This is a genomic window from Gimesia panareensis (genome assembly GCF_007748155.1).
Lineage (GTDB): Bacteria > Planctomycetota > Planctomycetia > Planctomycetales > Planctomycetaceae > Gimesia > Gimesia panareensis.
Map to the genome: position 1 here is coordinate 7,285,044 of NZ_CP037421.1, position 25,481 is coordinate 7,310,524.

Here is a 25,481-nt window from a genome sequence, read left to right on the forward strand (position 1 = left end):
CAGTGAATTATAGAAAGTACTTGTTATTTGGTGTCCCGAAGTTTTTGTTTTTCTTCATCGGTCAAGGTCTTGGCGTCTACCTGGTGGCTCTTCTGCAGGGCCCTCACGTACAAGACAATCGCCCAGCGATCTTCCGGGGGAATCTGAGGCCCGTAAGCGGGCATCTTCCGAACTCCGTTGGTAATCGTATTAAACAGGCGGCCCACGGGCTGTTTCCGCACGTTATCTGTGTGATAGGAAGCCGGTTTCACCCAGGTCCCCTGCTGCAGATCCATGGCTCGCAAGGTGACCAGACCATCGCCTTCGCCGCCCAGACCGTGGCAGACCGAACAGTAAATCCGGAACCGTTCCTTACCGCGGGCCATCATCTTCTCTGTCACAGGCATCGGAAATTCGGTAACCCAGGGCAGCTTGGCCAGTTTATCGTCTTCTGCTGCTTTTGCGGCGGCAGCAGACTTCGCGTCCGCCTTACCTGCTTCAGCGGGCTTTTCGTCGGCGACAGGTTTCTTCTCGTCCGCTTTCTTATCATCCTGGACAGCGATCGTAATCACGTCCTGATCTTCCGGCAGTTCTTTCAAACCGTAGTAGAAGGGAACATTGTCGTCTTTGAACTGACCACGGGGAATGGTTCCGGGAATATGCGGACGCACTTCACGTCCATCCCCGAAGATACCCGTGGTATTCTGAGTTTTCAGTTTCGGCTGGAAATCCATATCGGGGACAATGTGGATACGTGGTGTATCAGTAACCGTCGAGCGCTTGTAAGCCACCAGGGCGATGGGCATCAGCATGAATACACCGACCAGGCTCAGGCCCAGTTTCAGGTTCCGCGGCAGCTTGGGAGATTCCACATCCGACCAGAATTCTTCCACATGGATCGGATTCAGTGATTTCACGAATTCGCCGGTATCAATTTCGGAGAACTTCGGATCGCTGGCATCCATACTCAGGAAGAAGCGATCGTTCGTCACCCGGCGAAAGGCTTCTGACTTGAACATCGGATTGTATAACTTGGGCAGTTGGTTGAGCCCCAGCATTCCGAAGAAGGCCCCAAAGGCCGCCAGCAGCACGGAGAGTTCGAATGTAATTGGAATACAGGCCGGAATACTGAACAGCGGCTTACCACTGATCAGGAAAGGATAGTCGACCGCGTTCATCCAGTACTGCATGCTGATGGCGATGGTTCCGCCGGTCAGACCGCAGGCAGCCACGATCCAGGGCAGGATGGTCCACTTGATCCCCATCGCTTCATCAATCCCGTGCATCGGGAATGGTGTGTGAGTATCCCAGCGGTTGTAGCCGGCATCGCGTACTTTTGTGGATGCTGCGACCAACGCATGCGGATCATCGAACTCGGCAAGTAACCCGAGAAGCTCAGGCTCTGCTTTTGTTTTTTCAGGTTGTTCGATTGTGGTTGCCATAATCTTTTTATTCAAACAAATGAGTTAAGTCGTATCCCAAACACAGGCGGACAGCTGAGGACTAATCTAATTCTTCGTCCTTGGGCTGATAGTCGCCGTGTCCCGGGGGTTCATAAACCACGCTCTTGACTTCTGCCATCGCCACCATCGGCAGGAATTTACAGAAGAGCAGGAACAGCGTCATAAACAGACCGAAACTGCCGATTAACATTAAGATGTCAACAATGGTCGGCTTGAAATAACCCCAACTGGAAGGCAGGAAGTCGCGGCTCAGCGATGTGACGGTAATCACGAAGCGTTCGAACCACATACCGATGTTGACGAAAATACAGACAACAAAAATCATCCACGGCGTCGTGCGGATCTTCTTAATCCAGAACAGCTGCGGGCTGATTACGTTACAGGTCACCATGATCCAGTACGCCCAGGCGTAAGGACCGAAGGCACGGTTGATAAAGGCGAATGTTTCGTAGCGGTTACCGCCGTACCAGGCGATAAAGAATTCCATTGCGTAGGCATAACCGACCATCGAACCGGTGGCGATAATCACCTTGGTCATGTTTTCGAGGTGACGGTCGGTCAGCAGGTCTTTAATTCCGCAGATGGAACGCACGGGAATCATCAGGGTCAGCACCATGGCGAAACCACTGAAAACCGCCCCTGCGACGAAGTAAGGCGGGAAGATCGTGGTATGCCACCCGGGCAGCTGTGAAACGGCAAAGTCAAAACTAACGATGGTATGCACACTGAGCACCAGCGGAGTCGCCAGGGCGGCCAGCAGCAGGTAAGCCCGTTCGTAACGGTGCCAGTGACGGGAAGATCCGTTCCAGCCCAGGGAGAACAGACCGTAGGCAAACTGGGCAACCTTGTTTTTGGCCCGGTCACGCAGCGTGGCCAGGTCGGGGATCATCCCCATGTACCAGAAGAGCAGCGAAACGGTGGCGTAGGTAGAAACCGCGAACACGTCCCACAGCAGCGGGCTGCGGAAGTTCGGCCACATTGACATCTGGTTCGGAATCGGGAACAGCCAGTAAGCCAGCCAGACGCGACCGATGTGAATTCCGGGGAACAGACCGGCACAGATTACAGCAAAGATCGTCATTGCTTCCGCGGCACGGTTAATCCCGGTACGCCAGTCCTGGCGGAACAGGAACAGAATCGCGGAAATCAGCGTTCCCGCGTGACCGATACCGACCCAGAACACGAAGTTCACGATCGGCCAGCCCCAGAAGACAGGACTGCGGTTACCCCAGACACCGACACCGGTGATAATCAGGTATCCCACCAGGCCGAACAGCATCCCCATCAGCGAGGCGGAAACGGCCAGCGCCAGATACCAGCTCAGAGGCGCCTTACATTCCGCCAGTCGGCAGACAGCTTCGGTAATGGACCCGTAATCATGCGCCCCGGTTACGAGGGGAGTACGTTTGCCGGGAACTTCAGTTGTTGTGTCAATTGGCTCGGAAGCTACTGAAGCCATAGTTCCAGTTCTTTACTTTATAAAATCAAACGGATTGGTAATTCGTTCTGTCACACAGCCACAGAAAGTCTCAGTAGCTCTGCTACACTCTTAATGTTTTTCACTCTTTTCGTGCTTCTCATCATGTTTGCCTTCATCATGTTTCTCGTGATGATCGGCTTCCGCATGCTGCTCGCCGGCATGTCCATGGCTGTGATGCTCAGGGATCGGCGGTGCCAGTGAAGGATGCGGATTGTGAATCCGGGCCATGTAAGAAGTACGAGGTTTAACATTCAGTTCAGACAACGCAGTGTAGGTACGCGGATTGGCGTGTGCCTTCGCTACGCGGCTGTTTTCGTTATTCAGATCGCCGAACTCGATTGCCTTGGCAGAACAGGCCTGCTGACAGGCGGTGACGATTTCACCATCTTCGATCGGCCGCTGTTCGTTCTTGGCTTCGATCTGGACGGCTTTGATGCGCTGGACACAGTAAGTACATTTTTCCATCACACCACGGTGACGGACGGTGACTTCGGGGTTCAGCACCAGGGCCTGCAGCTTGCCGCGGGGCTGTTCGTAGATCTTATTGAAGTTGAAGTAGTTGAAGCGACGCACTTTGTAAGGACAGTTGTTCGCACAGTAACGGGTTCCGACACAGCGGTTGTAAACCATGTCGTTCAGACCTTCGTCAGTGTGCACGGTTGCAGCCACGGGACAGACCTGCTCACAGGGAGCCAGTTCGCACTGCTGACACAACATCGGTTGTGTTGCCACGCCCGGATTGTTGACGTCTTCTCCCGTGAAGTAGCGGTCGATCCGCATCCAGTGCATTTCACGACTGTTAATCACCTGCTCGCGACCGACGACCGGTACGTTGTTTTCCGCCTGACAGGCGACCGTACAGGCATTACAGCCGACGCACTTGGACAGGTCGATTGACATCCCCCAGGCATGCCCGTCGTAAGAGAGCTCTTCCCAGGGAGATTTCAGTTTGGGATGATGGGTGCGGCTCTCAGCGAAGCCGGGATCTTGTTCCCACTCGTTCAGAGCCCCTTCACGCACCAGTTGTCCGACACGACCCAGAACCTCATTGCCACCGACGGTATCGATGGCATGGTGATCCTGTGTGACCGCCAGCTCGTAGTATTTACCGGTCTTCTCAACCTTGAGGCCGGTCTTGAAATCCATGGCCCCCTTGACCTGCAGAGCGGCGACGTTTTCACCAACCGGCTTCACATCGCGGGCGACATCCCCACCCACCAGGCCGGCGGCAGTACGGCCGTAACCCAGGGCGACAGCGATCGAATTCGGGGCCTGCCCCGGCAGAACGTAAACGGGTAATTCCAGTGACTTTCCGTCCAGAATCAGCTTCACAACAGAACCAAACTTGACCCCCAGATCATCGGCTGTCTTGGGAGCGATAAGTGCCGCGTTGTCCCAGGTAATCTTGGTCAGACTGTCGGGCGTTTCCTGCAGCCAGCCACTGTTGGCAAACCGCCCGTCGTACATCTGAGGACTGAGATAGAAGACCAGCTCCAGCTCGTCGTCTGAGGTTTCCACATCCTTAGCAGCCGGCAGATCTTTGACCTTGGGTGAAACGGCAGGAAGCGAACTTCCTTTGACAAATCCGTCATGCACGGAACGACGCCAGGAAGAGTTCACCGCCATCGAATCGAGCGAACCTTTGACGGCTGCTTTGACCAGTTCCATTCCGTTGGGATGCTTGTCGCCACACAGGATTGCCAGCAGTTCGACTTCCGACTTGCCGTCGTGCAGAGGCTCAATCAGAGGCTGCGCGACACACAGGGTTCCGTCATAAGCACGGGAATCGCCCCACTGCTCGAACGGATGTGTCTTGGGCAGATGCCAGTGACAGAGCAGCGAAGTTTCGTCTTCGTACTCGCCCAGGTGAATCGCATTCGTCACTTTGGAGAGCGCACCGACAAAATCGATGTCGCCAGGTGCGTTGTAAGCAGGATTGCCTCCCAGAATGACCAGCGTTTCTACGGCTCCCGACTGCATTTCTTCCGTCAGTTTTCGCAGTGCTTCAACTGCAGGCGTTTCCGTTGCCAGCGGCTCTTTCGAGTACTTGACCGCTTCGCCAACGTTGCCAAGCTTTTCATTCAGCTTATGCACACGTGCCTGCAATTCAGCGGGCTGGCTGGCACCGATGGCAATCAGGCTTGAACCCTGATTGGCAACCAGATCTTCCACCATCGCAGCGAGCACTTTGTCCGCATACTCTTCACTGGCCGCTTCGGTCTTCTTGCCATCGATTCCTGCCTGCACCTGTGCTTCCAGCTTCGTCAGGAAGGCCCCGAGATCGACAGAGCGGGTGGGCAGACGATGGTCTGCCGCAACGCCGGTCGTGGTGTAACGACTTTCAACCGCATAGAGACGGTTCATCGGGCCGGCGGCAGGATCACGACGGGCAGCCCAGTCGCGAGTATGCAGCATTCCGGCGGGATGCTCCGAGAGCAGATCCTCATCCAGACAGACGATGATATTGGCCTTCTTCAGATCGAAGTGCGGCCGCACTACTTCACCGAATGCCAGTTGCGAACCGGCGTAAACATTGTCCCGGTTCGCAGCGCTGTAATCGTACCAGCGTGCCTCGGGATACATGGCTGCGAACTTATCCTGCAGGCCCTTCCGCGTTGCGGAAGTGCTTACATCGGCGAGTACCCGCAGTTTGGCCCCGCCGTTCTCTCGTGCCTGACCCAGCACTTTATCTGAATACGCCAGAAACGCCTGCCAGTCGCGGTTATAACGCTCTCCGCCCTTCCGCTCAACCACGCCTACAGCGCGATCGGGATCGTACAGCGACAGCGTTTCGGACTGCGCCAGAGCGGTGGAAGAACCACGATTCTGTGCCGAATCCGGATTTCCCTCGACCTTGATGGGACGCCCGTCATAGCAGGTCACCAGCAGCGCTTCCGCCTGACCACCCAGCTCCATAAAGGTGGCAAATTTCTGCGGAACGCCGGGAATCAACCCCTCGGGACGAGAGACACTGGGAGAAATCTTCTCATCTTCCCAGCGACAACCTGTTACCCCAGCCAGAGCAACAGAGGCTCCCATAATCTGCATCCAGCGACGTCGCGAAACCCCTTCGGGATACTCGGAAGCAGCCACGGGAAACTCGCGATGTAATATCTCTTCAAATTCCGGTGTGGAATGCAACTCACCCAGACTTCGCCAATACTTTTTATCCACAACCGAACCCCTTAGCGGTGACACGTAGAACAATTAGAAGAAGGATTCAAATTCAATTCTTTCCGAATCTTCGCCCCGACTTCATCCGGATCCCCTTCGGGCTTCCAGTCGAGCTTGGTGACAAGCTCAGGCGGACGCAGATTCGGTTCAGGGTGCCGATGACACTCCAGACACCAGCCCATGCTCAGCGGCTTGACCTGGGTTACCTTTTCCATTTTGTCGACTCGACCATGGCAGGAAACACAGCTCACACCACGACGAACGTGGGCACTATGGTTGAAGTACACATAATCAGGCAGGTCATGCACGCGACGCCATTGCATGGATTTACCAGTCGCCTGACTCTCACGGATGGGAGCCAGCTTGGCGCTGGTCGAGTGAATGGCCACGGTATTCACGACACCGTTGGCGTCGGCACCAGAATGGCAGTTCAAACAGGTTTTGGTAGGAGGCACAGCCGCATGCCCGGCCACTTCGACCGTGTTATGACAGTAGCGGCAGTCCAGCTTCAATTTACCTGCATGCAGAGCGTGACTGAAAGGCAGAGGCTGTTCGGGCTGATAACCGACGTCCGTCGTCTCCGGACTTGCCCCAAATGCAACCATACCTATAACATACAGGACACCAACCGCACCCAGGGCACCCAGCACTGGCACAATCGTATTTGTCCATTTCGGAAACAGAAAACGATCCATTTTTGATATACCTGATAAGACCTTTCGAGCCAGACCATCCTGAAACAGACAGAGCGTGTCCTTGAGATTGATGAGTCAATCGATGGTCACAGCGGACTTTTCAACCGGTGAGGAGAGATGATACCCCATCTTTTTTCGAAGAATAAATGCAACACGGAATGTAAGCAATCCATTGAGCGTTAAGTAGGGGAAAGTTTCTTGGACTCGGGAGTAGCCCGTTTTGAAATTCTCAAAATTGGGGACAAACGGAAACCGCAGTCCCGGTAGATCCCCTAAGCAATAGCCCCAGCCGTCACAGGGAGAAAGCCCTTTACAGGACATTCTCATCCAATATGGCCTGACCTGCCTGATTTTCCTGCCCGCTCGCCAGCGAGTCTCATTGTCGAGAATCCCGGTTCCCCAAAACGGTGAACGCCTCCACCCACTTTTCTCGACTGAACCAGACGACGAATTTACAGCTGTCGGGTCGCGAAATCATCTCGCTTCTGCCTTGTGCGTCCCGTGTGCGTCGTCATGGCTGCTGACTTTACAGACCGACTGTGATCCTGCATGATGACAGTCAGTTTACACCTCACCCACGAGATCAACGCACACTTGAACAGAGGCGGCACAGTCTATGAGCAATCGCATCCGCTGGGGCATTTTGAGCACCGCAAAAATTGGTACCGTACAGGTCATCCCCGCCATGCAGCAGGGGGAATTCTGTGAAATCAGCGCCCTGGCCTCGCGTAATCTCGCCCAGGCTGAACAGACCGCATCCGAGCTGGGCATTCCTCGCGCCTACGGTTCTTATGAGGAACTGCTGGCCGACCCGGAAATTGATGCCATCTACAATCCGTTACCTAACCACCTGCATGTCCCCTGGTCCATCAAAGCCATCGAAGCCGGCAAACACGTACTGTGTGAAAAACCGATCGGGCTCTCCTCCCGCGAGGGACAGGAACTGCTCGACTGCGCCCAGGCCCATCCGGAACTGAAAGTGATGGAAGCCTTCATGTACCGCCATCACCCGCAATGGCAGCTCGCGAAAAAACTGATTCAGGACGGCACGATCGGTGAGCTGCGTACAATTCAGTCCTTTTTCTCTTACTTTAACGCGGACCCGCAGAATATTCGCAACCAGAGTGAAATCGGTGGAGGCGGCCTGATGGATATCGGCTGCTATCCGATCTCCCTGTCGCGGTTCATCTTCGATCAGCAACCACAACGCGTCTCAGGCATTGTGGAATACGACAGTGAGCTGGGAACCGACCGCCTGGCCTCAGCAACGCTTGATTTTGGCAACGGGACCTCTACTTTCACCTGCTCGACGCAGCTCAATCCGTATCAGCGGGTCAATATCCATGGCACTCAAGGGCGTGTGGAAATTGAAATTCCGTTCAATGCTCCCATCGATCGCCCCTGCCGGGTCTGGCATCAGACAGGCGCGGATATCGCCGAAATCAAGCTGGATATCTGCAACCAGTACACAATTCAAGGCGATCTGCTTTCCCTGGCCATCATTAACAATACTGAAGTGCCGACCCCACTCTCCGATGCTGTCGCCAACATGAAAGTGATCGAGGCCATCATTGAAAGCAATCGCAGCGGCGCCTGGGTTCAGCCCTGAATGATGCTCCACATGGATCGCTGACACCAGGCATGCGCCGCGCGCAGAATCAGCGGCTCAGAAATTCATTTCGAATTGTCCCAGAGAAGCACGGTCTAGCGCACGTGATTACCGGGGAGCCAGTACCATGACCATATTTCGTCCGCTGGCCATTGTGGGTGCCTGTTCCACTTTTGCCAGGTCGGAGAGTTGTTCCTGGATTTCTCCCAGGATCGTTCGGCCCAGTTCATGGTGCGCATTTTCACGACCACGGAACATGATATTGAATTTGACCTTATCTTTCTGTTCCAGAAATTTTCGGGCGCTCTTCAGCTTGAACTCAATGTCATGCTTGCCGATTTTCGGACGCATCCGGATTTCTTTCAGATGCACCTGATGTTGTTTGGTATTTTTACTGGTCTTCTTTTTACGCTCGTACTTCAGCTTCCCATAGTCCATAATCCGACAGACAGGGGGCTTTGCGTCTGAGGCCACTTCCACCAGATCCAGGTTGGCCTCCATCGCTAACTTCAAAGCTTCCGCTGTGGGGATCACTCCTAATTGTTCCCCGTCCTGATCAATGACCCGCACCGGACTGATCCGAATCTGGTCATTAAGTCTCTGCGTTGTTTCGATTGCTTGTTTCTCCTTGGTATCAATAAAGAAATCGGTTTCGTGTCCTGCTGATCACAGCAAATGCCCCAGGAACACACGATCGCCATTACGGCTGATATGAAAAAAGAACATCTCTCAGGAGATGCCTTTCCTTCGTGCCAGAATCCGTTTATGCATTCTGGCTAAAATATACTGTTACATCTTAAGTTATATCAATCTGCAAAAAGTGGCAAGTAACATCGATACACTATTTTGCCTGAAATCAGATCAGGGAGACGGATTTCTGCTCCCTCTCAATCCCGAAATCCCGGGCAGTGTACTCCCGCTATTCCGCAGACGAATCCGCCTCTTTCAGCGGAAAACGCTTCACTTCACCTGAAAAATCTCTCAGATTACGCTGCTTTTCAGCAGGAATCGGCACGGGCTCCCAGCGGGGACCGGAATTACGGTAATTTTTGAATGGATCCTGGACTCCCGCACGGTCACGCACTGGAAACTCCTGAATCTGATGCTGACGTGCGGATCGCAGGGTCGGTTCAAACTCGACACCTGGTCGGCCGCCAAAGTTCGCTGTCGGCTGGGAAACAGGTTCCGCTGTCGGGAGCGCTTCTGCTGACGACTCTGCTGCCGCCCCCAGGAAGGCGGCCTTGAGTGCCGGGGAGACACTCCGCTGGGAAGGTTCGGGGGGAATGAAGGGATCCGCTCCACTGCCTGCTGCGGTTCCCTGCAGATTCTGCACCGCTCCGGCAGACCCAGCTGGTTCGTCAAAGTCGATGGACTGAATCATTTCACCCAGGGGTGCTTCCGCGGATGGTCCCGTCACACCGGGCACTGGTGGCGGGGTGTTTTCGGGCATCGGCTCAGGCGAAGGTGTCGCCTGTTCTACCGGTTCTGCACCTGGAGTCAACAGTTGAGGATAGACTCCCTTGGAAATCTCGCCGGTATAGATTGGTGCCGCCACGATATTCCGGACGTGCCCTTTCAGGCGATCCCGCTCTGCGGCATCCATGTAGGCTTTTTGAGGCCAGCCCCCCTCAGCCAGGAAAATATTGTTGTAAGAGAGCAGCGAGCCTTTCTCAAACTGCACGTTCTTCACCGCCAGGGCATATTCCACCAGCGAACGATAATAACTGCTGTCTGCTTCCGCCTGGCGCCGCTGCGCTTCGAGCAGCAGATCGAGGGTCGCATTATCTGATTCATAAGCCGCCTGGACCGCAGCCACTTCCTGGCGTGCCGCATGACGACGGTTAAAAGTAGTCTGCATGACCGCATACGCACGATCTACATCAGCGATTGAGTTACTCAAACTCTGCACCACAGTCCGTTCCTGTTCATGCAGAATCGCCCGACTGCGGGCCAGTTGCAGTTCCGCATTTCGCATGGCCGCATGTGCCTGGCGTCGTCCGAGGGGAACCGAGAATTCCAGCCCCAGCTGCCATTCCTGTAAGTTTCCGTCGAACAGGGTATTCAAAGCACCCTGATACGGTCCCGGGTTGGAACCGGTGGCCAGGAAGTTTTTACCAAAGCCACGCCAGCGGTACCGACCAATCAGATCGAGTTCGGGCATCAGGAAGTTTTCGTTGGCCTGCAGTTCCAGTTCGTATTTCTTGATCGCCCAGCGCTGACGCCGGATTTCCGGTCGTCGCTCCAGCGATTCAATCAGCGTCTCTTCCCAGTCAAAATCGACGCGGGCCAGTGAAGGTTCATCCGCAGGTCGAATCAGACGGCCGTCGTTGATCGGAATGCCCATCAACTTCCGCAAACGACGTTCGGCGACATACACACCATGATTGCTCTGGAAGGTTCCGCCCTGGCTGCCGTTGTTGGTATGTGTGCCGTTCAGCAGACGACCGCTCAAGGCGTTTTCCACTTCAGCCTGGTATCGGAAATACTGTTCGCGGGCCTGGGCTTCTTTTTCCGCTTCGCCCCCGCGACGTCCATTTTCATACAAGGCATGTATCCGCCGCCAGGTCTCCAGCGCCGAATCGCGGGCCATGATTTTCGCATCCAGATCACGGTAACCGTAATACAGATCCCAGTAAGCATTCTCGACATCGCTCACCAGGTTACGAACCGCAATCTCGAATTCACCGAGACTGATGTCGGTATTCATTCGGGCAATAATCACACCGTTGATCACTCCCGGCGTATTACTGGGTCCGGCCAGCTGGTTGAAATCGATTCCGCCACCCCGCAACAGTGGATGCCGGAATTCCATTTCGATGTTGTTCTGATAAGCATGTGGGAACTGGTTACCGGGCGAGTTGTTAGCATCGTAGTCGATGTAATCCCGCAAGGTAAACTCGGTACCGGTCATGGCTTTCTTGGTCAGCTGCGCCTGGATCACCATCGCATCCTGACGCAACAGGCGGGTACCACCGCCGAAGAAGACGTTGTTCAACGCTTTATCGTTTTTCTCGAAGAACGTACTTGCTGACAGGGTCGCATCATACGCACTCAGTGCGGCAGCCACACCATAACGGGGGTCCGCCTCAGTAATCGCAGGATCGTATTTCGTAGTGACAGCAGCGGGCGAATTCAAAGAAACGCCTCCGACATCACCCAGAACCTTGGAACTCTCCAGTGCCATCCGTACGGCTTCCTGCAGAGACAGATCCCAGTAATCGGGAGTTGCTGAGCTGGACACCGTCGAGGGGGCCATCGTACCGATCGTGTCGCCTTCGTCGATCGATTCCACGTTCGGATACTCGATTTCATGGGCCACCTGCTGGTACACTTCCTCGCTTTCCACGAACTCTTCCTGAAACGACTTGTTCATGAAACTGCTGCAACCTGGCCCCAGTAGCGTGGGAGCTACCGCCAGCAGAAGCATCATTCGTGTCAGGATACGGTTCATTGAATAACCCTGGTCAGTCTGGACCATGTACCAAAAAAGCTTTACACTCTCTCATCTCATCGGCTGCAATCCAGTCCTTCCCAAAGCGAATTTTCGTCACATCTGGAATATTCCGCATAATCGGATAATCCTAACAGGCGACACACCTATCCCGTGTATCGCATTTAACCCACCTTAACAGTTCCGCCAGTTCACTTACTATTTCAGCCTGCGCCGATCAGCGAATCTGCGCAATGATTTAAAGTTGTACACCAATAACTTTAAGAACCCCGACCGCTTTTTTCGCCTCGATCCCAGTGCGAGTTCGGCCGCTATGTTAGGATGTAGGAAGCAGGGTCCGTTCCTGAAGCTGCCCGCTTTTCGGAATCAGAAATCACCCGAAACCTTTATTACCTGACAAGTCTGATGACTACTGACGAATCCTCTTCCATCGAAAATGTCTGGCAGGAGATTGAAGGGCTCGTAATGGGGCTGGCGCAAATCTCGCGTACCGAGATTTCCGGCCAGCACTTTTATGCGGAACTGGTTGAGCGGGCCATCCAGGGGCTCAATGCCCGGGGCGCCCTGCTCTGGATTCCCAATGCACAGCGCGATTTTGAACTCATTCAGAAGCAGGGGCTGAATCCTGAAACCGACCCGATCCTGGGACTGAGCCAGGAACAGATCGCCCGGCATCGCCAACTGCTCAACGAAGCCCTGCTGGAGAACGAGCCGGCCAGCATCGCCGCCGAGTCCGGTTTGTCTGCGCAACACCAGGGGAGAAACCCACTCACGGAAAATCTGATTCTCTGCCCGGTCCGCATCATGCGCGACTCGGTCGCCAGTCTCGGGATTCTGGAAATCATCCATCCGCCACCCCGTTCGTACGCAGCCCAGGATGGTTACCTCCGGTTTATCAGCGCGCTGTGTGAAATCTCCGACGACTTCTGCCAGCATCAGCAACTGCTCAAGCTGCAGGAACTGGAAACGCTCTGGGAAGAATTCGAGCGTTTCTCCGAACACGTGCATCTGCATCTGGATGCACGGCAGACCGCTTATATCATTGCCAATGAAGGTCGCCTGCTGATCAACTGCGATCGGGTCTCGGTCCTGCAGCGTACCGGCCAGTCCTATCGCCTGATGGCGGCCAGCGGCGTCGAAAGTATCGAACGCCGTTCCGAATCGGTTCAGCGGCTGGAAACACTGGTCACGCGCATCCAGGCATTGAACCGTCCTTACTGGAACTGGGAAGCGGACCAGAACTATCCCCCGCAAATCACCGAACCACTGCACGCTTACCTCGATCTGGCAGCGTCGCGTTCCCTGATGATTTTCCCATTGAAACATATTACCCAGGAAACGGTCGAGCCGGCCGGCAATACGCGCCTGCACGATCACAGTTCTCCCACGGAACAGATGATTGGCGCGATCGTCGTCGAGCAGTTTCATGTCGTCGCCACCAGCCAGACGCTTCTCGATCGTGCCCTGGCAGTCTCCCGGCATGGGGGAACCGCGCTCTACAATGCACTTCAATATGAAAGCTTTCCCTTCTTCCCGATTCTCAAATTCTGGTCACACTCGCCTGTTCGCAACCGTCAGCTGACCTGGCGGAAACTGGGGACCGTCGGCGTGATCCTGGCAGTGATCGCCGCCATTCTGATACTGACGCCGGCCACATTTACGATTGAAGGAACGGGCGCCCTGCAGCCGGTCGAACAGCAGAACATCTTCGCGACCGCGGACGGCATCGTCGATCAGATCCTCGTTCACCAGGGAGAGGAGGTCACCCGGGATCAGACACTGTTGACCCTCCGCGATTCGGATCTGGAACTCGAATCCAGCCGCGTGCGTGGCGAGATCCAGACGGTCCAGAAACGCCTGGCAGTGATTCAGGCAGCCCGACTGGAACTCAACCCCACCGACGCCGACGCCCTGCAGCGGGGCAATCGCCTGACCGCCGAACAGGAAGAACTCAACGAACGTCTCAAAAGCCTGACCGAACAACGGACGCTCCTGAAAAATCAACAGGATGCGCTGCTGCTCAAAAGTCCCATTAACGGCGAAGTGCTTACCTGGGATCTGCAGGAAAAGCTGCTGGCACGCCCCGTGCAACGGGGGCAGCGACTGCTCACCGTCGCAGATCTGAAAGGTCCCTGGGAACTGAAAATGCAGGTGCCGGATTCTGAAGTCGGCCACATCCTGGCTGCCCAGAGAGCGAGTGAATCGCCACTCAACGTTTCCTTTTTACTGCTGACCGATCCGGACCAGACCTATACCGGCACGATTCAGTCCATCGCCGCGACCGCGGAACCCGATGAAGAAGGGACTCCCGTAGTTCAAATCACAGTGAAACTGGATCGCGAGTCGATCAAGGGGTTGCGCCCCGGCGCCTCGGTACTCCCGCAGATTGACTGTGGTCAGCGTTCTCTGGGATACGTCTGGCTCAGGCGTCTGTGGGAAACAGTTCAGCGGGAACTCTTCTTACTCTGAACGGTGTCTTTCTGCAGCTGCGGGTTCTCATACCAGAACAGCCCCAGCCCCCGTTTCTGATGCCGTTCTTCACAGCAGATCACATCCAGATCGCCGTCGGCATCCAGATCCAGTAGTTCGATGCGGTCATACTTAATTCCCTTCGGTCCGCTGATCTCACGCGGTTCCCAGTGGAATTGCTCCCCCTTGCGAGAGCCGCGCATCCAGAACATCCCGGATTTGGGAGGCTCGGCATGTTCGCAACTGAGTACCAGATCCAGCTGACCGTCCCGATCCAGGTCGCCCACCGCAACCCCTTTTCCCCCCCCGGTGTTTTCCGGATAAGGAACGACCTGATGTTCCCATTTCTGACCGCTCTTGTCGAGACGTCGGTACCAGTGCACTTCATCTGGGTTACGTGAGACAAACAGGACGTCCTGTAAACCATCCTGATCCAGGTCGGCCAGATGGGCGAACATCACCTCCCGATCCCGGCCGCCGACCCAGTGATTCTTCCACTTCTCCCCCTTGAATCTGACGAAACCCGGATTTTCAAGCCAGCGACAGCCGCGCAGTTTTCCTTTACGGTCTGTGGTCAGAATGTCCTGGTCTCCATCGCCATCCATATCGACCATATATAATGACATGATCCAGCCGGCCGGGGAAAGCGGGTGCCACTTGTAATTCGACAGATCGCGCGCTTCTGCCTTACATTCAAACCAGCCAATCTCTGCACCGGGTCCTTTGCCGGCCGCCACCAGTTCTTCGCCCCCGCGTGCATCAAGGCTCAGTTTCGCGGGAACAGCAAACATCCACATCATCCGATCCTTTGATGCCGGAATCACTGCCTGCTGCCAGGGTTGCTCAAAGGGCTTCTCGTAAGGAGCCCAATGCACGAAAACCGCCCGCGTCTTGCCTTCACAGCAGCTGACCACCGCCTTGCGTCCGTTGCGTTCCAGATCGATCCAGGCGGCGTCTTCTACATGGGGCGTCTTACCCACGGTCAACGCAGGCCAGGGCAGTTTCGCGCGGTCGGGTCCGGGATTGCGATAAATACGGGTCACGCCTCCCTCTTCCCAGCCGGTCGTCAGATCCAGCAGACCATCGCGGTCGAGATCAAACAGTTTCACACCGTCGGCCCCACGGGACGAGTCGTCTATGATATGGATCGGCCAGGGGTCACCACGGTCCGGCTCACCGGCTGGTAACGGAGTTAATACAGTCAGACTGGCCAGCAGACAGGAAACGTGCGCCACTTTTCTCATCAGTTTGAACATGTACACTCTCCCTTTCGATCCTGGCTGCTTTTCTACTGTCATATGAATCATTTCATCCAGTATCACGCACGGCCGCTGAAATCACAAGATTGCTTCGTATCACAAGGAGTTCCGTCTGAAATCTGACGGATTTTTTCAAGTTTTCCTCTACAAATATAGAGGTTTGGCGGCAGCCCCCCTGCGGTTACCGAAGCGGCCCCCACAATATCGCGATAACCGGCTCATTCCGAATAATCGATAAAGTTTCCCGTCCGGGCGAGCCGATCATCCTAAGGTACAGGCGATTGTACGACTGATGAACAACTTCATCAGACTGGTGGTGACTAAGGATGGTCACACTCAAATGGGGGGGAGGATACCGCGAATGCGCGCAGCATTTGTCTGCATTGTCCTGGCACAGCCAATCCTGTTCTGCTCGGGTTGTCAGTGCTTCAGGGGCAGCAATCTCTACTATAATCTGATCGATGATGTCAGCGACACGCAAGTCTATGTTGACCGATTCTACCGTCCCACCTGGGACCTGACTCGAATCGGCAAACCGGACTGGTGCCGTTCTCGATTCAACCGCTGGTGGTGCAAATGCTGCTCTGACTGCCGACCAGAATACTACTACACTGCTGAACCGAGAACGGAATACAGCAGCCAGCAGGACATCAGCGACGAATCCATCGATGACCTGGTCCCTCTTCCCGAACCAGCGACGTTTGTGCCGCCAGAGCCGTTTACCAACGAATCTGTCAGCGCACCTCTGCCTGGGGACGGCCCCACACTGGCCCCCGCCGCGAGTGCGCCCGTTGACTGACATTCCCAGTTTCAACGAGGCACAAAACCAGAACAATTATCAGCGGACAGCGGAAAGAGACAGGTCTCACTATGATCAAAATGGATAAGACACAATTCATTCAGCGACTCACGATTCTGGTACTGACTGTAACTACCAGCATCACAGTCCCTGCTGCAATTGTCTCCGCCCAGGAAGCACCCGCCAGACAACAACGCGATCAACAACGCGATGGCCAGAGCCCGGCCCTGACGAAGTCAGCTGCCGATCAATATCTGTTAAAGGACAATGATCGGCAGCTGACTGAATTCGAAAAAGAACAGAGACCGGCGGATGAGCCTCTGCCCATCCCCAGTGAAGAAGATCTGATCAAACTGTTATCCAAGGGATCTTCCTCCCGCGGCGACCGTAAAGCCTGCCTGGCAAAACTGCCTCTGGATAAACTGACACCTGCCAACCGGACGAATGCCGAATACGTACTCAAAGACATCAGCATGTTCCGCGTGCTGCCCAAAATTCACACGGACGTGAACCATGCTGCCTACGCTTATTTCATCGCACATCCTGATGTGGTGGTGAGTATCTGGAGACAGATGCAGCTCTCGGAATTCAAGATGTGGCAGACCGGCCCCTATTCGTATGAAGTCGATGCCGGCGATGGTACGCTGGGAACACTGGATGTCATCTACCAGACTCCCACAGAATCGATCGTGCTCTGTTCGGGGGTCTACAAAAGTCCGCTGATCGCCAAGCCGATCTCAGCCAGAGCCCTGCTGCACCTGCAGACCGAATATTTTCCGGGCGACAATCAGAAACAGGACTCCATCTCGCATCAGGTCACGATGTATGTCTCCTTCCCTTCGCAGACCGTGGAAGTTGCTGCCAAGATTCTGGCACCGGTCAGTAACGCGATTCTGGATCGCAACTTCAAGGAAGTCTCCATCTTCATGCACATGATGTCTCTGGCGATGGAACGACAGCCCGGCTGGGTAGAGCGTCTGGCCAGCAACCTGGAAGGCATCCTGCCCATCCGGCGTCCGCAGTTACTGAAGGTTGCAGCCCGGGTCTATATCGACGGGAAACAGCGGCAACAGGCAGGGGCATACAAACCTCAGCAGCCTCCTCAACCCATCGACTCGGTCTCCCAGACCGATGGCAAGGCACCTCGCACACTGCCCCGGAATCTGAAAGTGCAGCCGGTCAGTCGTGCTCAAAGCCCGATGTAAATAAGAGCTCCTCCGCACGTTCAATACCGCGGGGGACGCCGTTTCTTATTGCGGGGGCGGAGCACGAACCCCAGGATGCCAAAGAACAGCATCAGGGGAATCGCGATTTTGGGCCGGGTTGCGAATAACACAATGGTCACGATCACTGCCACAAACAGCCAGGGAGGCAGATTCGCCCAGGCGGCATCGCGGTTCTTTGTGGGCAGCGCCAGCCAGAAGGCCAGCATGAGCAATCCCACCCGCATGAAGGCACCCGTGGCGATATCCTGCTGGGCGAACAGGTCCTGAGGTGCCAGCCAGTAGAGGTAACCGGCGATTCCCAGACAGGCCAGCGCAATGATGCCTACCAGGGGTCGGTTGATCGTGATTTTGTCATCAGCCATACAATTCTCGTCTATTTGCGTCCGGGTCGGGTCCGCTGATTCAGGAAGGCCCCCAGCGCCAGATGATAGGGATCGGTGGTGCGAAACTTGAGATAATCGACGTGCACCGAGCCGCACTGCCGGGACAGTGTCGCACAGAATTCCTGGTACTGCTCCAGATAGCGGGCCCGTAACTGATGCGGGTCGACCAGTTGATTCTGGCCCCGCCGCTCCAGGCTGCGGAACTGGGTCGGCTTGCTGAAGGGAAACTCTTCCTCTTCCGGTGCCACCACCTGGAAGAGCAGGACTTCGTGTCGATCGTGACGCAGCTGTTTGAGAGTGGTCGTCAGCGCTTCGGGTTCATCGAAACAGTCGGAGATCAGCACCACCAGACTCCGGCGTTTGATCAGCGGCTGTACTTCCGAGAGCACCGTAGAGATCGCGGTTTCGTGTCGCGGTTTGGCATTCTCCAGGATCTCCAGCATCTGCCCGAAGTTCTTGGGATTGGCCGAAGGCTGAATAAAATCCCGCCGCGCACTGTCGAACGTGATCAGCCCGACGGCGTCACGCTGACTGAGCAGCAGGTAACCCAGCGCCGCCGCCAGTTGTTTGGCGTACTCGAATTTACTTAACGTTTTGCCCGCGTAGGCCATGCTGCCCGAACAGTCCAGCAGCAGGTAACAGCGGAGGTTGGTCTCTTCTTCGAACTCCTTGACGTAATACTTCCCGGTTTTGCCGTAGGCCCGCCAGTCGATATGACGGATTTCATCGCCGGGGTAATACTGGCGATGCTCCACGAATTCGACGCTCGCCCCTTTGAAGGGACTTTTGTGCTGTCCCATCATGAAACCTTCCACAACCAGCCGGGTGACAACTTCGAGTTTGCCAAACCGCGCCAGCGCTGTGGGGTCAGATAAGGGAGCATCCTGTGAAAGCATAGCGTGAAGTTTCGTAACAAAGGAATCCGTAACAAGACAGAAAGCACAGAGAGCAAGCTCCCTGCGCTTTCCCATGTTAACAAGATCGATCGCTCAGATCACTAATCCAGTTCTTTGATAAAAACATTCCGGAAATAAAGCGTGTTGCCATGGTTCTGCAACTCGATCTGACCGGTTTCGTAGATCGGCTTATCCCGCTCCCAGTAATTTTCCAGCGGAGTGTCGTCGACGACCAGCTTGCCGTTCAGCCAGACGCTGACCTTTTCTCCCACCATTTTGATGCGGAAAGTGTTCCATTCGCCAACCGGATTATCGGCGGTGAGCAGCGGCTTGCTGGGGTTCTTTTTGTTGTTGTAGAGTCCGCCGGAACCGACGCCACCGGCGGCTTTCACAGCCGGATCCCAGATCTGGACCTGTGGCGAACCACGCAGATAGATGCCGCTGTCGCCATCTTTTTTGATCTTCCAGTCGACCAGCATTTCGAAGTCGCCGTAATCTTTCGCGGTGCACAGGCTCTGGCCTTTGCCGTCAAACACGATGATGCCATCGACGACCTTCCAGTGCTCGTTCATGCTGTCGTCGGCCTTCTTCTGGGCTTTGGCCAGTTCTTCAGGGCTCATCTTGGCCCGTGTTTTGGGATTGCCCACCAGGCCTTTCCAGCCGGTCAGGTCTTTGCCGTTAAACAGCTGTTTGAAGCCTTCCGGGGGCTGATTCAGTTTACCTTCTTCGGCTCCTGCCAGATTCAGCGAAGCAACCGCCAGCAGCAGAGCCAGCAGCGTCGTGGTGCGTTTCCAGGTGATCATAGTCATTGCCTTCATTCTGATGTTAACCAGGTGGGAGCCCCGTTCGAAAACAGGACCGGGGGAATGCATCGTGGATTTCTTAATTATCGAAAGGAACTCAGCCTGTCGCAAGCCAGTCCTCCCGGATTTCCCTGCTTTCGCATAAACTCCCCGCTTTGTCATTTGTCGATTTGCGATTGGTTCTTCCCGCTATTAGAATGAATTTCCAGGCCTGACCTGACATCAATCATCCGATTCCCGCCTTTCCTGCACTCATAAGAAAGAACATCATGAATCGCTGTCTTTACGCAATGCTCTGTCTGCTGCTGGTCTTCAGCACAGCCGTCCCGGCGTCCGCTGCCCCGAAACAGAAAAACGTGCTCGTGATCGTGGTCGACGACCAGGGTTTCCAGTCCGGCTGCTACGGGAATAAAGTCATCAAAACCCCGGGCATCGACATGCTGGCAGAATCAGGCACCCGTTTCACCCGGGCACACTGCACCACCGCCAGTTGCTCCGCCAGTCGCTCCGTGATCATGACCGGACTGTATAACCACGCGACCGGACACTACGGACACGCCCACGGCTACAACCATTTCAGCACCTACACCACCGTAAAGTCACTGCCGATCATTCTGGAAGAGGCCGGCTACCGGACCTGCTCGATCGGAAAATATCATCTGGCTCCCGAATACGTTTACCAGTTCCAGGAATACCGCAACAAAGGGGTCCAGGGAAACCGTAACTCCGCGAAGATGGCAGCCAACGCGAAAGAGTGGATCACTGAAGACGACGATCGTCCCTTCTTCCTGTATTACTGCAGCAGCGATCCCCACCGTGGCGGCGGCCCGGACGGTTATTCCAACTTCAACGACGATCCCGACCACTACCCCGGCGTGACGCCGGTCAAATACAAGCCCGAACAGATTGTGGTACCCCCCTGGCTGCCCAATCACCAGGAAGTCAAAGAGGAACTGGCCGAATACTACCAGGCGATTTCCCGCCTGGACCAGGGAGTGGTCTCGCTGATCAACACGCTCAAAGAGACCGGCCACTGGGAAGACACACTGATCATGTTCCTCAGCGATAACGGCCCTCCGTTCCCCGGCGCGAAGACGAACCTTTATCAGCCAGGCATGAACCTGCCGCTGATCGTGCGGGATCCGACACAGAAAAAACAGGGCATCACCACCGACGCCCTGGTCACCTGGGCCGACCTCACACCGACGATTCTCGATTACTGCGAAGTCACCCCTAAGCCAGTGCCCCCGATCCGTCCTACGGAAAACAACGGCAAACGGACGACCGGTCGCGGCAAACCGGTGCCCTATAAATTCCACGGTCGCTCGTTCCGGAGTGCCCTGAGCAAGGAACATGCGCCCGACTTTGACGAGCACTACGCTTCGCACACATTCCACGAAATCACGATGTACTACCCGATGCGGGTGATCCTCAGCGGCAAGTACAAGTACATCTTCAACATCGCCCACGAACTCCCCTACCCGTTCGCCTCCGATTTATATCGGTCCCCGACCTGGCAGGGTGTACTCAAGCGGGGTGACAAGATGTACGGGCAGCGAACGGTCTACTCGTACCTGCACCGCCCCCGGCATGAACTGTACGATCTGTCCGTGGATCCTTACGAATCGAAGAACCTCGCTTTTGAGCCGGAGCACCAGGAAACGCTGGAAAAACTGCAGGAAAAGCTGAAAGCCTGGCAGAAAGAGACCAAAGATCCCTGGATTCTGAAGTGGGAATACGAGTGATTTCGCCGAAAAAAACGGGGTATTTTGCGTACTTCCCACTGATTTTGGTGAATTTGAACAAAGTTACTCGACGACAGCGGACGATCTGTCTATAATGCCTTCACTCGGTAACAATATTCTGTTACTGCAGTTAGGGCTTATAACTGGACAGACGCCGCTGCAAACCAGCGAAGTCAGTCTGTTCATCTGCTCTTCAAAAAGCAAATTCCGTCCTTCACAGGACCCATGACGCGGGGTGGAGCAGCCCGGTAGCTCGCGAGGCTCATAACCTCGAGGTCGCAGGTTCGAATCCTGTCCCCGCCACTTAGATACCCCGATGTAGTGACATTGTCGCCGCATCGGGGTTTTCTTTTGCGCTGGTGAATCGCTTAGAATAAAGACGCTGCAACACTGGTGACTCAATAGCTCCTGCAACCCCCGGATCGACAGTCCGGTACTCCTGTGGCATCCAGGAAGTCGGGACCAGATCGCTCGAGATTTTCTATCAGTATATTTCATTTTGAGCTATTTTATTGATCAGAGGATCAGACTGGGCTACTATCAATTCTCGGCAGTATGAAACTTCCTATGTTTCTTGAGCTTAAGGAGAGTGATCAACATGAGTATCAGGCCACCGGTCGTAGAAGTCATCGACCCAGTACAGGTGGATGCGCTCAGGAAACAGACTCCGCAACAACGATTGCTGATCGCTGCCGGTATGTGGGAAACAGCACGTGTTATGCTGCAGGGTACACTCACCCAGCAACACCCGGAATGGAGTGAAGACAGACTCAACCGGGAAATCGCCAGACGCATGTGTCATCGCGACATCAGATCGCTCTATGAATGAGTTCAAACCTTATGAGCTGATGCAGTCAGTGGTCGATTTTCTGGAAAGAGAATCTGTTCCATACCGGATCGTCGGCTCCATGGCCAGTATTATCTATGGTGAACCTCGCTTTACGAATGATGTCGACATACTCGTTGATTTACCTGAAAGCAAAATCGATCTGCTGTGTCATCAGTTTTCTCCGCCAGACTATTATGTCTCTCCCGATGCTGCCCGCGAGGCGATTGCAGCAAGGAAACAGTTTAATATCATACACCTTCCCTCCGGATTCAAAGCTGACCTCATTTTAACCACTGATACCGAATTTGGTCGGCTGGATATCAGTCAGGGGCGACGCATCTCAAATCAAGGATTTTTTGATGCCCTGTTTGCTTCACCTGAAAATGTCATCCTGAAGAAATTGATATTTTTCCAGAGAGGTGGTTCTGACAAACATTTACGTGACTGTGCAAGTATCCTATTGGTTCAAGGATCTGATATAGATCAAGAATATCTACGAGACTGGTCAGAAAAGCTGGGAGTCGCTGAGGAATTGAAAATTGTGGCTGACCGTTTAGAGGAAGAGCGGGACTAGCAGTCTAAGAAAAATTCCAATCCGCAATCTTTCTGGCTACGAGTTTGGCAAGTGAAACTGATGGTGCTTGTACTACGGCGCTGTTTTCTTCTTTACAGGCTTCGCATTGCGTGGAAGTGGTTCGGGATAGCCGGTGAGGATCTGTTTGAGTGACTCCACCATCGCGGGTTGTTCCCGGGCCAGGTTGCGTGTTTCTAACGGGTCGGTCTGGTAGTCGTAGAGTTCGTATTCGGCGGGGGCATTGGAATTCCTGTAAGGCTTCCACTCCACCAGGCGATAACGTTCGGTGCGAATGGCGCGGCCCAGTTTCTGTTTGGGATATGCGTGATAGGCGTGATCCCTCACGCGGGACCTGGGGTTCTTCAGGACCGGGACCAGGCTGACGCCATCGAGGGGCTGGGGTACCTTGGGAGCCGGGAGGCCGGCGAGTTCGGCCAGCGTAGGAAAGAGGTCCACGCTTTCGGCGAGCTGCTGCGTGGCGGAGCCGGGCTGTGTGACTCCGGGAGCCGCGATGAGAATCGGGATGCGGTTGGCCTGTTCGTAGTTCGTGTGCTTGGTCCAGATGCCCAGGTCGCCCAGATGAAAACCGTGATCGCCCCACAAGACGACGATCGTGTTCTCGGCCAGTCCCAGGCGGTTGAGTTCGTTGAGTACCTTGCCGATCTGCGCGTCGACGAAACTGGTGCTCGCGTAATAGCCGTGAATCAGCTGGCGTTTGAGGCCTTCGCTGAACCTGGCATTTCTGTCGGTCGGCACGGGGCTGTAATTGGTGATCTCGCCGCCCCGCTTCCCGGCCACTTTCGGGGCATTCGCGGGGAGTTCTTCGAACTGAGGCAGCGGCAGTTCGGACGGATCGTACAGGTCCCAGTACTTTTTAGGTGCGCTGAAGGGCAGATGCGGTCGGGCAAAGCCGGCGACGATGAAGAACGGCGTCCCATCCTGCATGCAACGGGCCTGGGCGGCTTTGAGTCGCTTGACCGTTTCCGCGGCCACGCGACCGTCGGCATATTTGATGTCGTCCACATCAGGTGCTTCAAAGGCGGCGCCGCGGGGGAGCGATTTAATTCGATCAAGGTGCTGGTTGGTGAAGTAGGCTTCTTCGCGGGTGAGCTTTCCCCCCTGGGTGCTGGCGGGGTCGAGGTATTCGATCACCTTGTCATGGAAATGCGGCACGCTGAAGGAGGCGGGATCTCCGTGGTTGCCGTGTCCGATGTGAAAGACTTTGCCCAGCGATTCGGTACGGTAACCGCCGTGCTGCGCGAAGTATTGCGGCAGAGTGACGGCGTCGGGAACGATCTCGCGCAACTGACTGCCCAGACCGTATAAGCCGGTCGATGTCGAATGCGCACCAAGCATCAGTGTGAACCGCGAGGGTGCGCAGACGGCCTGGTTGCAGTAGGCCCGCTCGAACCGCATGCCGCGTGCGGCCAGGGCATCGATGTTCGGAGTCTGGGCGATCGGATCACCGTAACAGCCCAGCGCGGGTTTCAGGTCATCGACGAGGATCAGCAGCACATTGGGACGTTCTGCAGCCGAGGCACTCCCAATCAGCAGCAGACTCGCCAGCATCGATAATGTGATCAAGATGAAATGGGCGCGGCGCAGCGAACTCATCTCCCTTCTCCCTTCGTGATTATTTCCAGGTATTCTCTTTAATCGGCTTACCGTTGGTGGTCAGGATCTGAAAATGGTGAAAACCGGATTTCAGACCTGAGTAACGCCAGACCACTTTTTTGTCCGGGGTCACTTCGAACAGTTTGACCTGATCCCCTTTGGCACGATAGCTGGCAATCACGGTATTTCCGTTGGGTAATCTCTGAGCCCCGCAGGCATCGGCGAACAGGTTTTCTCCCAGATCGGCATTCGTCACGCTCCAGACAATTTTGCCCTGGGGATCGGTTTCGATGATGCGGTTCCCGTTCGTGCAGGCGATCAGCGTGTTGCCGTTCTTGAGACGAATGGCGGTGAAGGGCCAGTCGCGTTTCTCGCGGCCCCGTTCGTCGGTCGCGATGACCTGCAGCACTTCACCACTTTCGGGATCGTATTCTTTGACGGCAAAGTCCAGCAGATGCGGGGCGATGTAGTTGCCATTGGGCAGGACGCGCAGCATGCGGGTCTGCATATGGGTATTTTTCTGCTGGCACTGCAGGGGCGTCGTCTTCACGATTTTCCCCTGGCGATTGATGACAATGGCCCGCGGCTCCGAACCGAGTTCAGCGACGAGGAAAGTGCCGTCTGCTAACGGTTGTACGGTACTGATTTCTTTCTGCTGGCCTTTGTACTGAAACAGGATCTGTTTTGTTTTCCGGTCGACTTCGACGACGCCGCCATGGGGAAATTCTTTGGTCCCATACAGGGCCAGCAACACATTGCCGCTGGGGAGCACCCAGCCATCGCTGGCGGGCATGTCGAACTTCCATTCGATGGTTCCGTCCTCACCGACGATGACCGCCCGGTTCGCTTTACCGACACCGAGAAACGAGTGCCGAATCGCATCGTTCTCGCCAGCGGTTGCAGTGGCGCCTGTCGCGAGACAACTGATTGAGAACAGCAGCACCAGCCAGAAGCGGCCTGCTTGAGAGAATAGGGTTCGAGGTTCGGAATGAGCGCGGTTCCGTATCGGCATGGGTTTTGAACTCCTGAGAAA

The 25,481-nt window shown here is 55.2% G+C and carries 19 protein-coding genes and 1 tRNA gene; 8 read left to right on the forward strand and 12 right to left on the reverse strand.

Features of this window, described 5'->3' with window-relative positions; all coding sequences use genetic code 11:
- Positions 1 to 23: 23 nt before the first annotated feature.
- From Enr10x_RS27525 to Enr10x_RS27540, 4 genes are all read right to left on the reverse strand, one after another.
- Positions 24 to 1,421, reverse strand: a complete 1,398-nt coding sequence (locus tag Enr10x_RS27525) for a quinol:electron acceptor oxidoreductase subunit ActD (RefSeq protein WP_145452190.1) — start codon at positions 1,419 to 1,421, stop codon at positions 24 to 26.
- 61 nt (positions 1,422 to 1,482) lie between these two features.
- Entirely contained in the window at positions 1,483 to 2,901 is a 1,419-nt protein-coding gene (nrfD, locus tag Enr10x_RS27530) for an NrfD/PsrC family molybdoenzyme membrane anchor subunit (RefSeq protein WP_145452192.1), read from the reverse strand.
- 90 nt (positions 2,902 to 2,991) lie between these two features.
- A complete protein-coding gene (locus Enr10x_RS27535) occupies positions 2,992 to 6,096 on the reverse strand; it encodes a TAT-variant-translocated molybdopterin oxidoreductase (RefSeq protein ID WP_145452194.1) in 3,105 nt (1,034 codons plus the stop codon).
- Between the two features lie 11 nt (positions 6,097 to 6,107).
- On the reverse strand, positions 6,108 to 6,791 hold the full coding sequence (locus Enr10x_RS27540) for a cytochrome c3 family protein (protein ID WP_145452195.1): 684 nt from the start codon (positions 6,789 to 6,791) through the stop codon (positions 6,108 to 6,110).
- A gap of 616 nt (positions 6,792 to 7,407) precedes the next feature.
- On the opposite strand from Enr10x_RS27540, the gene Enr10x_RS27545 reads away from it, so the two are divergent.
- A complete protein-coding gene (locus Enr10x_RS27545) occupies positions 7,408 to 8,400 on the forward strand; it encodes a Gfo/Idh/MocA family protein (RefSeq protein ID WP_145452197.1) in 993 nt (330 codons plus the stop codon).
- A gap of 108 nt (positions 8,401 to 8,508) precedes the next feature.
- On the opposite strand, the gene infC is transcribed toward Enr10x_RS27545, so the two are convergent.
- The gene (gene infC / locus Enr10x_RS27550; protein ID WP_145115051.1) at positions 8,509 to 9,015 is read right to left on the reverse strand and encodes a translation initiation factor IF-3; all 507 of its coding nucleotides are present in this window, start codon (positions 9,013 to 9,015) and stop codon (positions 8,509 to 8,511) included.
- 304 nt (positions 9,016 to 9,319) lie between these two features.
- Complete coding sequence (locus Enr10x_RS27555; protein ID WP_232093159.1) at positions 9,320 to 11,851, reverse strand: TolC family protein; 2,532 nt, start codon at positions 11,849 to 11,851, stop codon at positions 9,320 to 9,322.
- A gap of 405 nt (positions 11,852 to 12,256) precedes the next feature.
- Here Enr10x_RS27555 and Enr10x_RS27560 point away from each other — a divergent pair, with 405 nt between their 5' ends.
- The gene (locus Enr10x_RS27560) at positions 12,257 to 14,320 is read left to right on the forward strand and encodes an efflux RND transporter periplasmic adaptor subunit (RefSeq protein ID WP_145452198.1); all 2,064 of its coding nucleotides are present in this window, start codon (positions 12,257 to 12,259) and stop codon (positions 14,318 to 14,320) included.
- Here the strand turns inward: Enr10x_RS27560 and Enr10x_RS27565 are convergent.
- Positions 14,296 to 15,576, reverse strand: a complete 1,281-nt coding sequence (locus Enr10x_RS27565; protein ID WP_197997393.1) for an FG-GAP repeat domain-containing protein — start codon at positions 15,574 to 15,576, stop codon at positions 14,296 to 14,298. The two genes, Enr10x_RS27560 and Enr10x_RS27565, sit on opposite strands and share 25 nt — an antisense overlap.
- Before the next feature lie 364 nt (positions 15,577 to 15,940).
- On the opposite strand from Enr10x_RS27565, the gene Enr10x_RS27570 reads away from it, so the two are divergent.
- Both Enr10x_RS27570 and Enr10x_RS27575 read left to right on the forward strand, forming a co-directional pair.
- Positions 15,941 to 16,378: a hypothetical protein gene (locus Enr10x_RS27570; RefSeq protein ID WP_145115063.1), complete on the forward strand. Its 438-nt coding sequence runs from the start codon at positions 15,941 to 15,943 to the stop codon at positions 16,376 to 16,378.
- An 80-nt stretch (positions 16,379 to 16,458) separates the two neighbouring features.
- The gene (locus Enr10x_RS27575; RefSeq protein WP_145452202.1) at positions 16,459 to 17,583 is read left to right on the forward strand and encodes a hypothetical protein; all 1,125 of its coding nucleotides are present in this window, start codon (positions 16,459 to 16,461) and stop codon (positions 17,581 to 17,583) included.
- 20 nt (positions 17,584 to 17,603) lie between these two features.
- On the opposite strand, the gene Enr10x_RS27580 is transcribed toward Enr10x_RS27575, so the two are convergent.
- From Enr10x_RS27580 to Enr10x_RS27590, 3 genes are all read right to left on the reverse strand, one after another.
- Positions 17,604 to 17,966, reverse strand: coding sequence for a hypothetical protein (locus tag Enr10x_RS27580; RefSeq protein WP_145115069.1), 363 nt, complete (start codon positions 17,964 to 17,966; stop codon positions 17,604 to 17,606).
- Between the two features lie 11 nt (positions 17,967 to 17,977).
- Complete coding sequence (locus tag Enr10x_RS27585; RefSeq protein ID WP_232093160.1) at positions 17,978 to 18,883, reverse strand: DUF58 domain-containing protein; 906 nt, start codon at positions 18,881 to 18,883, stop codon at positions 17,978 to 17,980.
- Positions 18,884 to 18,984: 101 nt separating this feature from the next.
- Positions 18,985 to 19,692, reverse strand: coding sequence for a 3-keto-disaccharide hydrolase (locus tag Enr10x_RS27590; RefSeq protein ID WP_145115076.1), 708 nt, complete (start codon positions 19,690 to 19,692; stop codon positions 18,985 to 18,987).
- 263 nt (positions 19,693 to 19,955) lie between these two features.
- Between Enr10x_RS27590 and Enr10x_RS27595 the strand changes: the two genes are divergently transcribed.
- The 4 genes from Enr10x_RS27595 to Enr10x_RS27610 all read left to right on the forward strand — a co-directional run bounded on the left by Enr10x_RS27595 (position 19,956) and on the right by Enr10x_RS27610 (position 22,834).
- Positions 19,956 to 21,431, forward strand: coding sequence for a sulfatase family protein (locus Enr10x_RS27595; protein ID WP_145452203.1), 1,476 nt, complete (start codon positions 19,956 to 19,958; stop codon positions 21,429 to 21,431).
- A gap of 229 nt (positions 21,432 to 21,660) precedes the next feature.
- Positions 21,661 to 21,734 (forward strand) — tRNA-Met (locus Enr10x_RS27600).
- 295 nt (positions 21,735 to 22,029) lie between these two features.
- The gene (locus Enr10x_RS27605; protein ID WP_145452205.1) at positions 22,030 to 22,260 is read left to right on the forward strand and encodes a hypothetical protein; all 231 of its coding nucleotides are present in this window, start codon (positions 22,030 to 22,032) and stop codon (positions 22,258 to 22,260) included.
- Positions 22,253 to 22,834 (forward strand): hypothetical protein, encoded by a 582-nt coding sequence (locus Enr10x_RS27610; protein WP_145452206.1) that lies wholly within the window; start codon positions 22,253 to 22,255, stop codon positions 22,832 to 22,834. The genes Enr10x_RS27605 and Enr10x_RS27610 overlap by 8 nt, the downstream gene beginning before the upstream one ends.
- 72 nt (positions 22,835 to 22,906) lie before the next feature.
- Here Enr10x_RS27610 and Enr10x_RS27615 read toward each other — a convergent pair whose 3' ends face one another.
- Both Enr10x_RS27615 and Enr10x_RS27620 read right to left on the reverse strand, forming a co-directional pair.
- Complete coding sequence (locus tag Enr10x_RS27615; RefSeq protein WP_390621366.1) at positions 22,907 to 24,403, reverse strand: sulfatase; 1,497 nt, start codon at positions 24,401 to 24,403, stop codon at positions 22,907 to 22,909.
- 64 nt (positions 24,404 to 24,467) lie between these two features.
- Positions 24,468 to 25,460 carry a beta-propeller domain-containing protein gene (locus Enr10x_RS27620; RefSeq protein WP_197997394.1) on the reverse strand — a complete coding sequence of 331 codons (993 nt, stop codon included), beginning with the start codon at positions 25,458 to 25,460 and terminating at the stop codon, positions 24,468 to 24,470.
- Positions 25,461 to 25,481: the final 21 nt, after the last annotated feature.

Excerpts from the sequence above, each read along its gene's own strand:
- Enr10x_RS27605 (WP_145452205.1), top strand. The coding sequence starts at position 22,030 with ATGAGTATCAGGCCACCGGTCGTAGAAGTCATCGACCCAGTACAGGTG.
- Enr10x_RS27570 (WP_145115063.1), top strand. The coding sequence starts at position 15,941 with ATGCGCGCAGCATTTGTCTGCATTGTCCTGGCACAGCCAATCCTGTTC.
- Enr10x_RS27585 (WP_232093160.1), bottom strand. The coding sequence starts at position 18,883 with ATGCTTTCACAGGATGCTCCCTTATCTGACCCCACAGCGCTGGCGCGG.
- Enr10x_RS27560 (WP_145452198.1), top strand. The coding sequence starts at position 12,257 with ATGACTACTGACGAATCCTCTTCCATCGAAAATGTCTGGCAGGAGATT.
- Enr10x_RS27595 (WP_145452203.1), top strand. The coding sequence starts at position 19,956 with ATGAATCGCTGTCTTTACGCAATGCTCTGTCTGCTGCTGGTCTTCAGC.
- Enr10x_RS27580 (WP_145115069.1), bottom strand. The coding sequence starts at position 17,966 with ATGGCTGATGACAAAATCACGATCAACCGACCCCTGGTAGGCATCATT.
- Enr10x_RS27620 (WP_197997394.1), bottom strand. The coding sequence starts at position 25,460 with ATGCCGATACGGAACCGCGCTCATTCCGAACCTCGAACCCTATTCTCT.
- Enr10x_RS27545 (WP_145452197.1), top strand. The coding sequence starts at position 7,408 with ATGAGCAATCGCATCCGCTGGGGCATTTTGAGCACCGCAAAAATTGGT.
- Enr10x_RS27540 (WP_145452195.1), bottom strand. The coding sequence starts at position 6,791 with ATGGATCGTTTTCTGTTTCCGAAATGGACAAATACGATTGTGCCAGTG.
- Enr10x_RS27615 (WP_390621366.1), bottom strand. The coding sequence starts at position 24,403 with ATGCTGGCGAGTCTGCTGCTGATTGGGAGTGCCTCGGCTGCAGAACGT.
- Enr10x_RS27575 (WP_145452202.1), top strand. The coding sequence starts at position 16,459 with ATGGATAAGACACAATTCATTCAGCGACTCACGATTCTGGTACTGACT.
- Enr10x_RS27610 (WP_145452206.1), top strand. The coding sequence starts at position 22,253 with ATGAATGAGTTCAAACCTTATGAGCTGATGCAGTCAGTGGTCGATTTT.
- nrfD (WP_145452192.1), bottom strand. The coding sequence starts at position 2,901 with ATGGCTTCAGTAGCTTCCGAGCCAATTGACACAACAACTGAAGTTCCC.
- Enr10x_RS27590 (WP_145115076.1), bottom strand. The coding sequence starts at position 19,692 with ATGACTATGATCACCTGGAAACGCACCACGACGCTGCTGGCTCTGCTG.
- Enr10x_RS27525 (WP_145452190.1), bottom strand. The coding sequence starts at position 1,421 with ATGGCAACCACAATCGAACAACCTGAAAAAACAAAAGCAGAGCCTGAG.
- Enr10x_RS27555 (WP_232093159.1), bottom strand. The coding sequence starts at position 11,851 with ATGAACCGTATCCTGACACGAATGATGCTTCTGCTGGCGGTAGCTCCC.
- Enr10x_RS27565 (WP_197997393.1), bottom strand. The coding sequence starts at position 15,576 with ATGTTCAAACTGATGAGAAAAGTGGCGCACGTTTCCTGTCTGCTGGCC.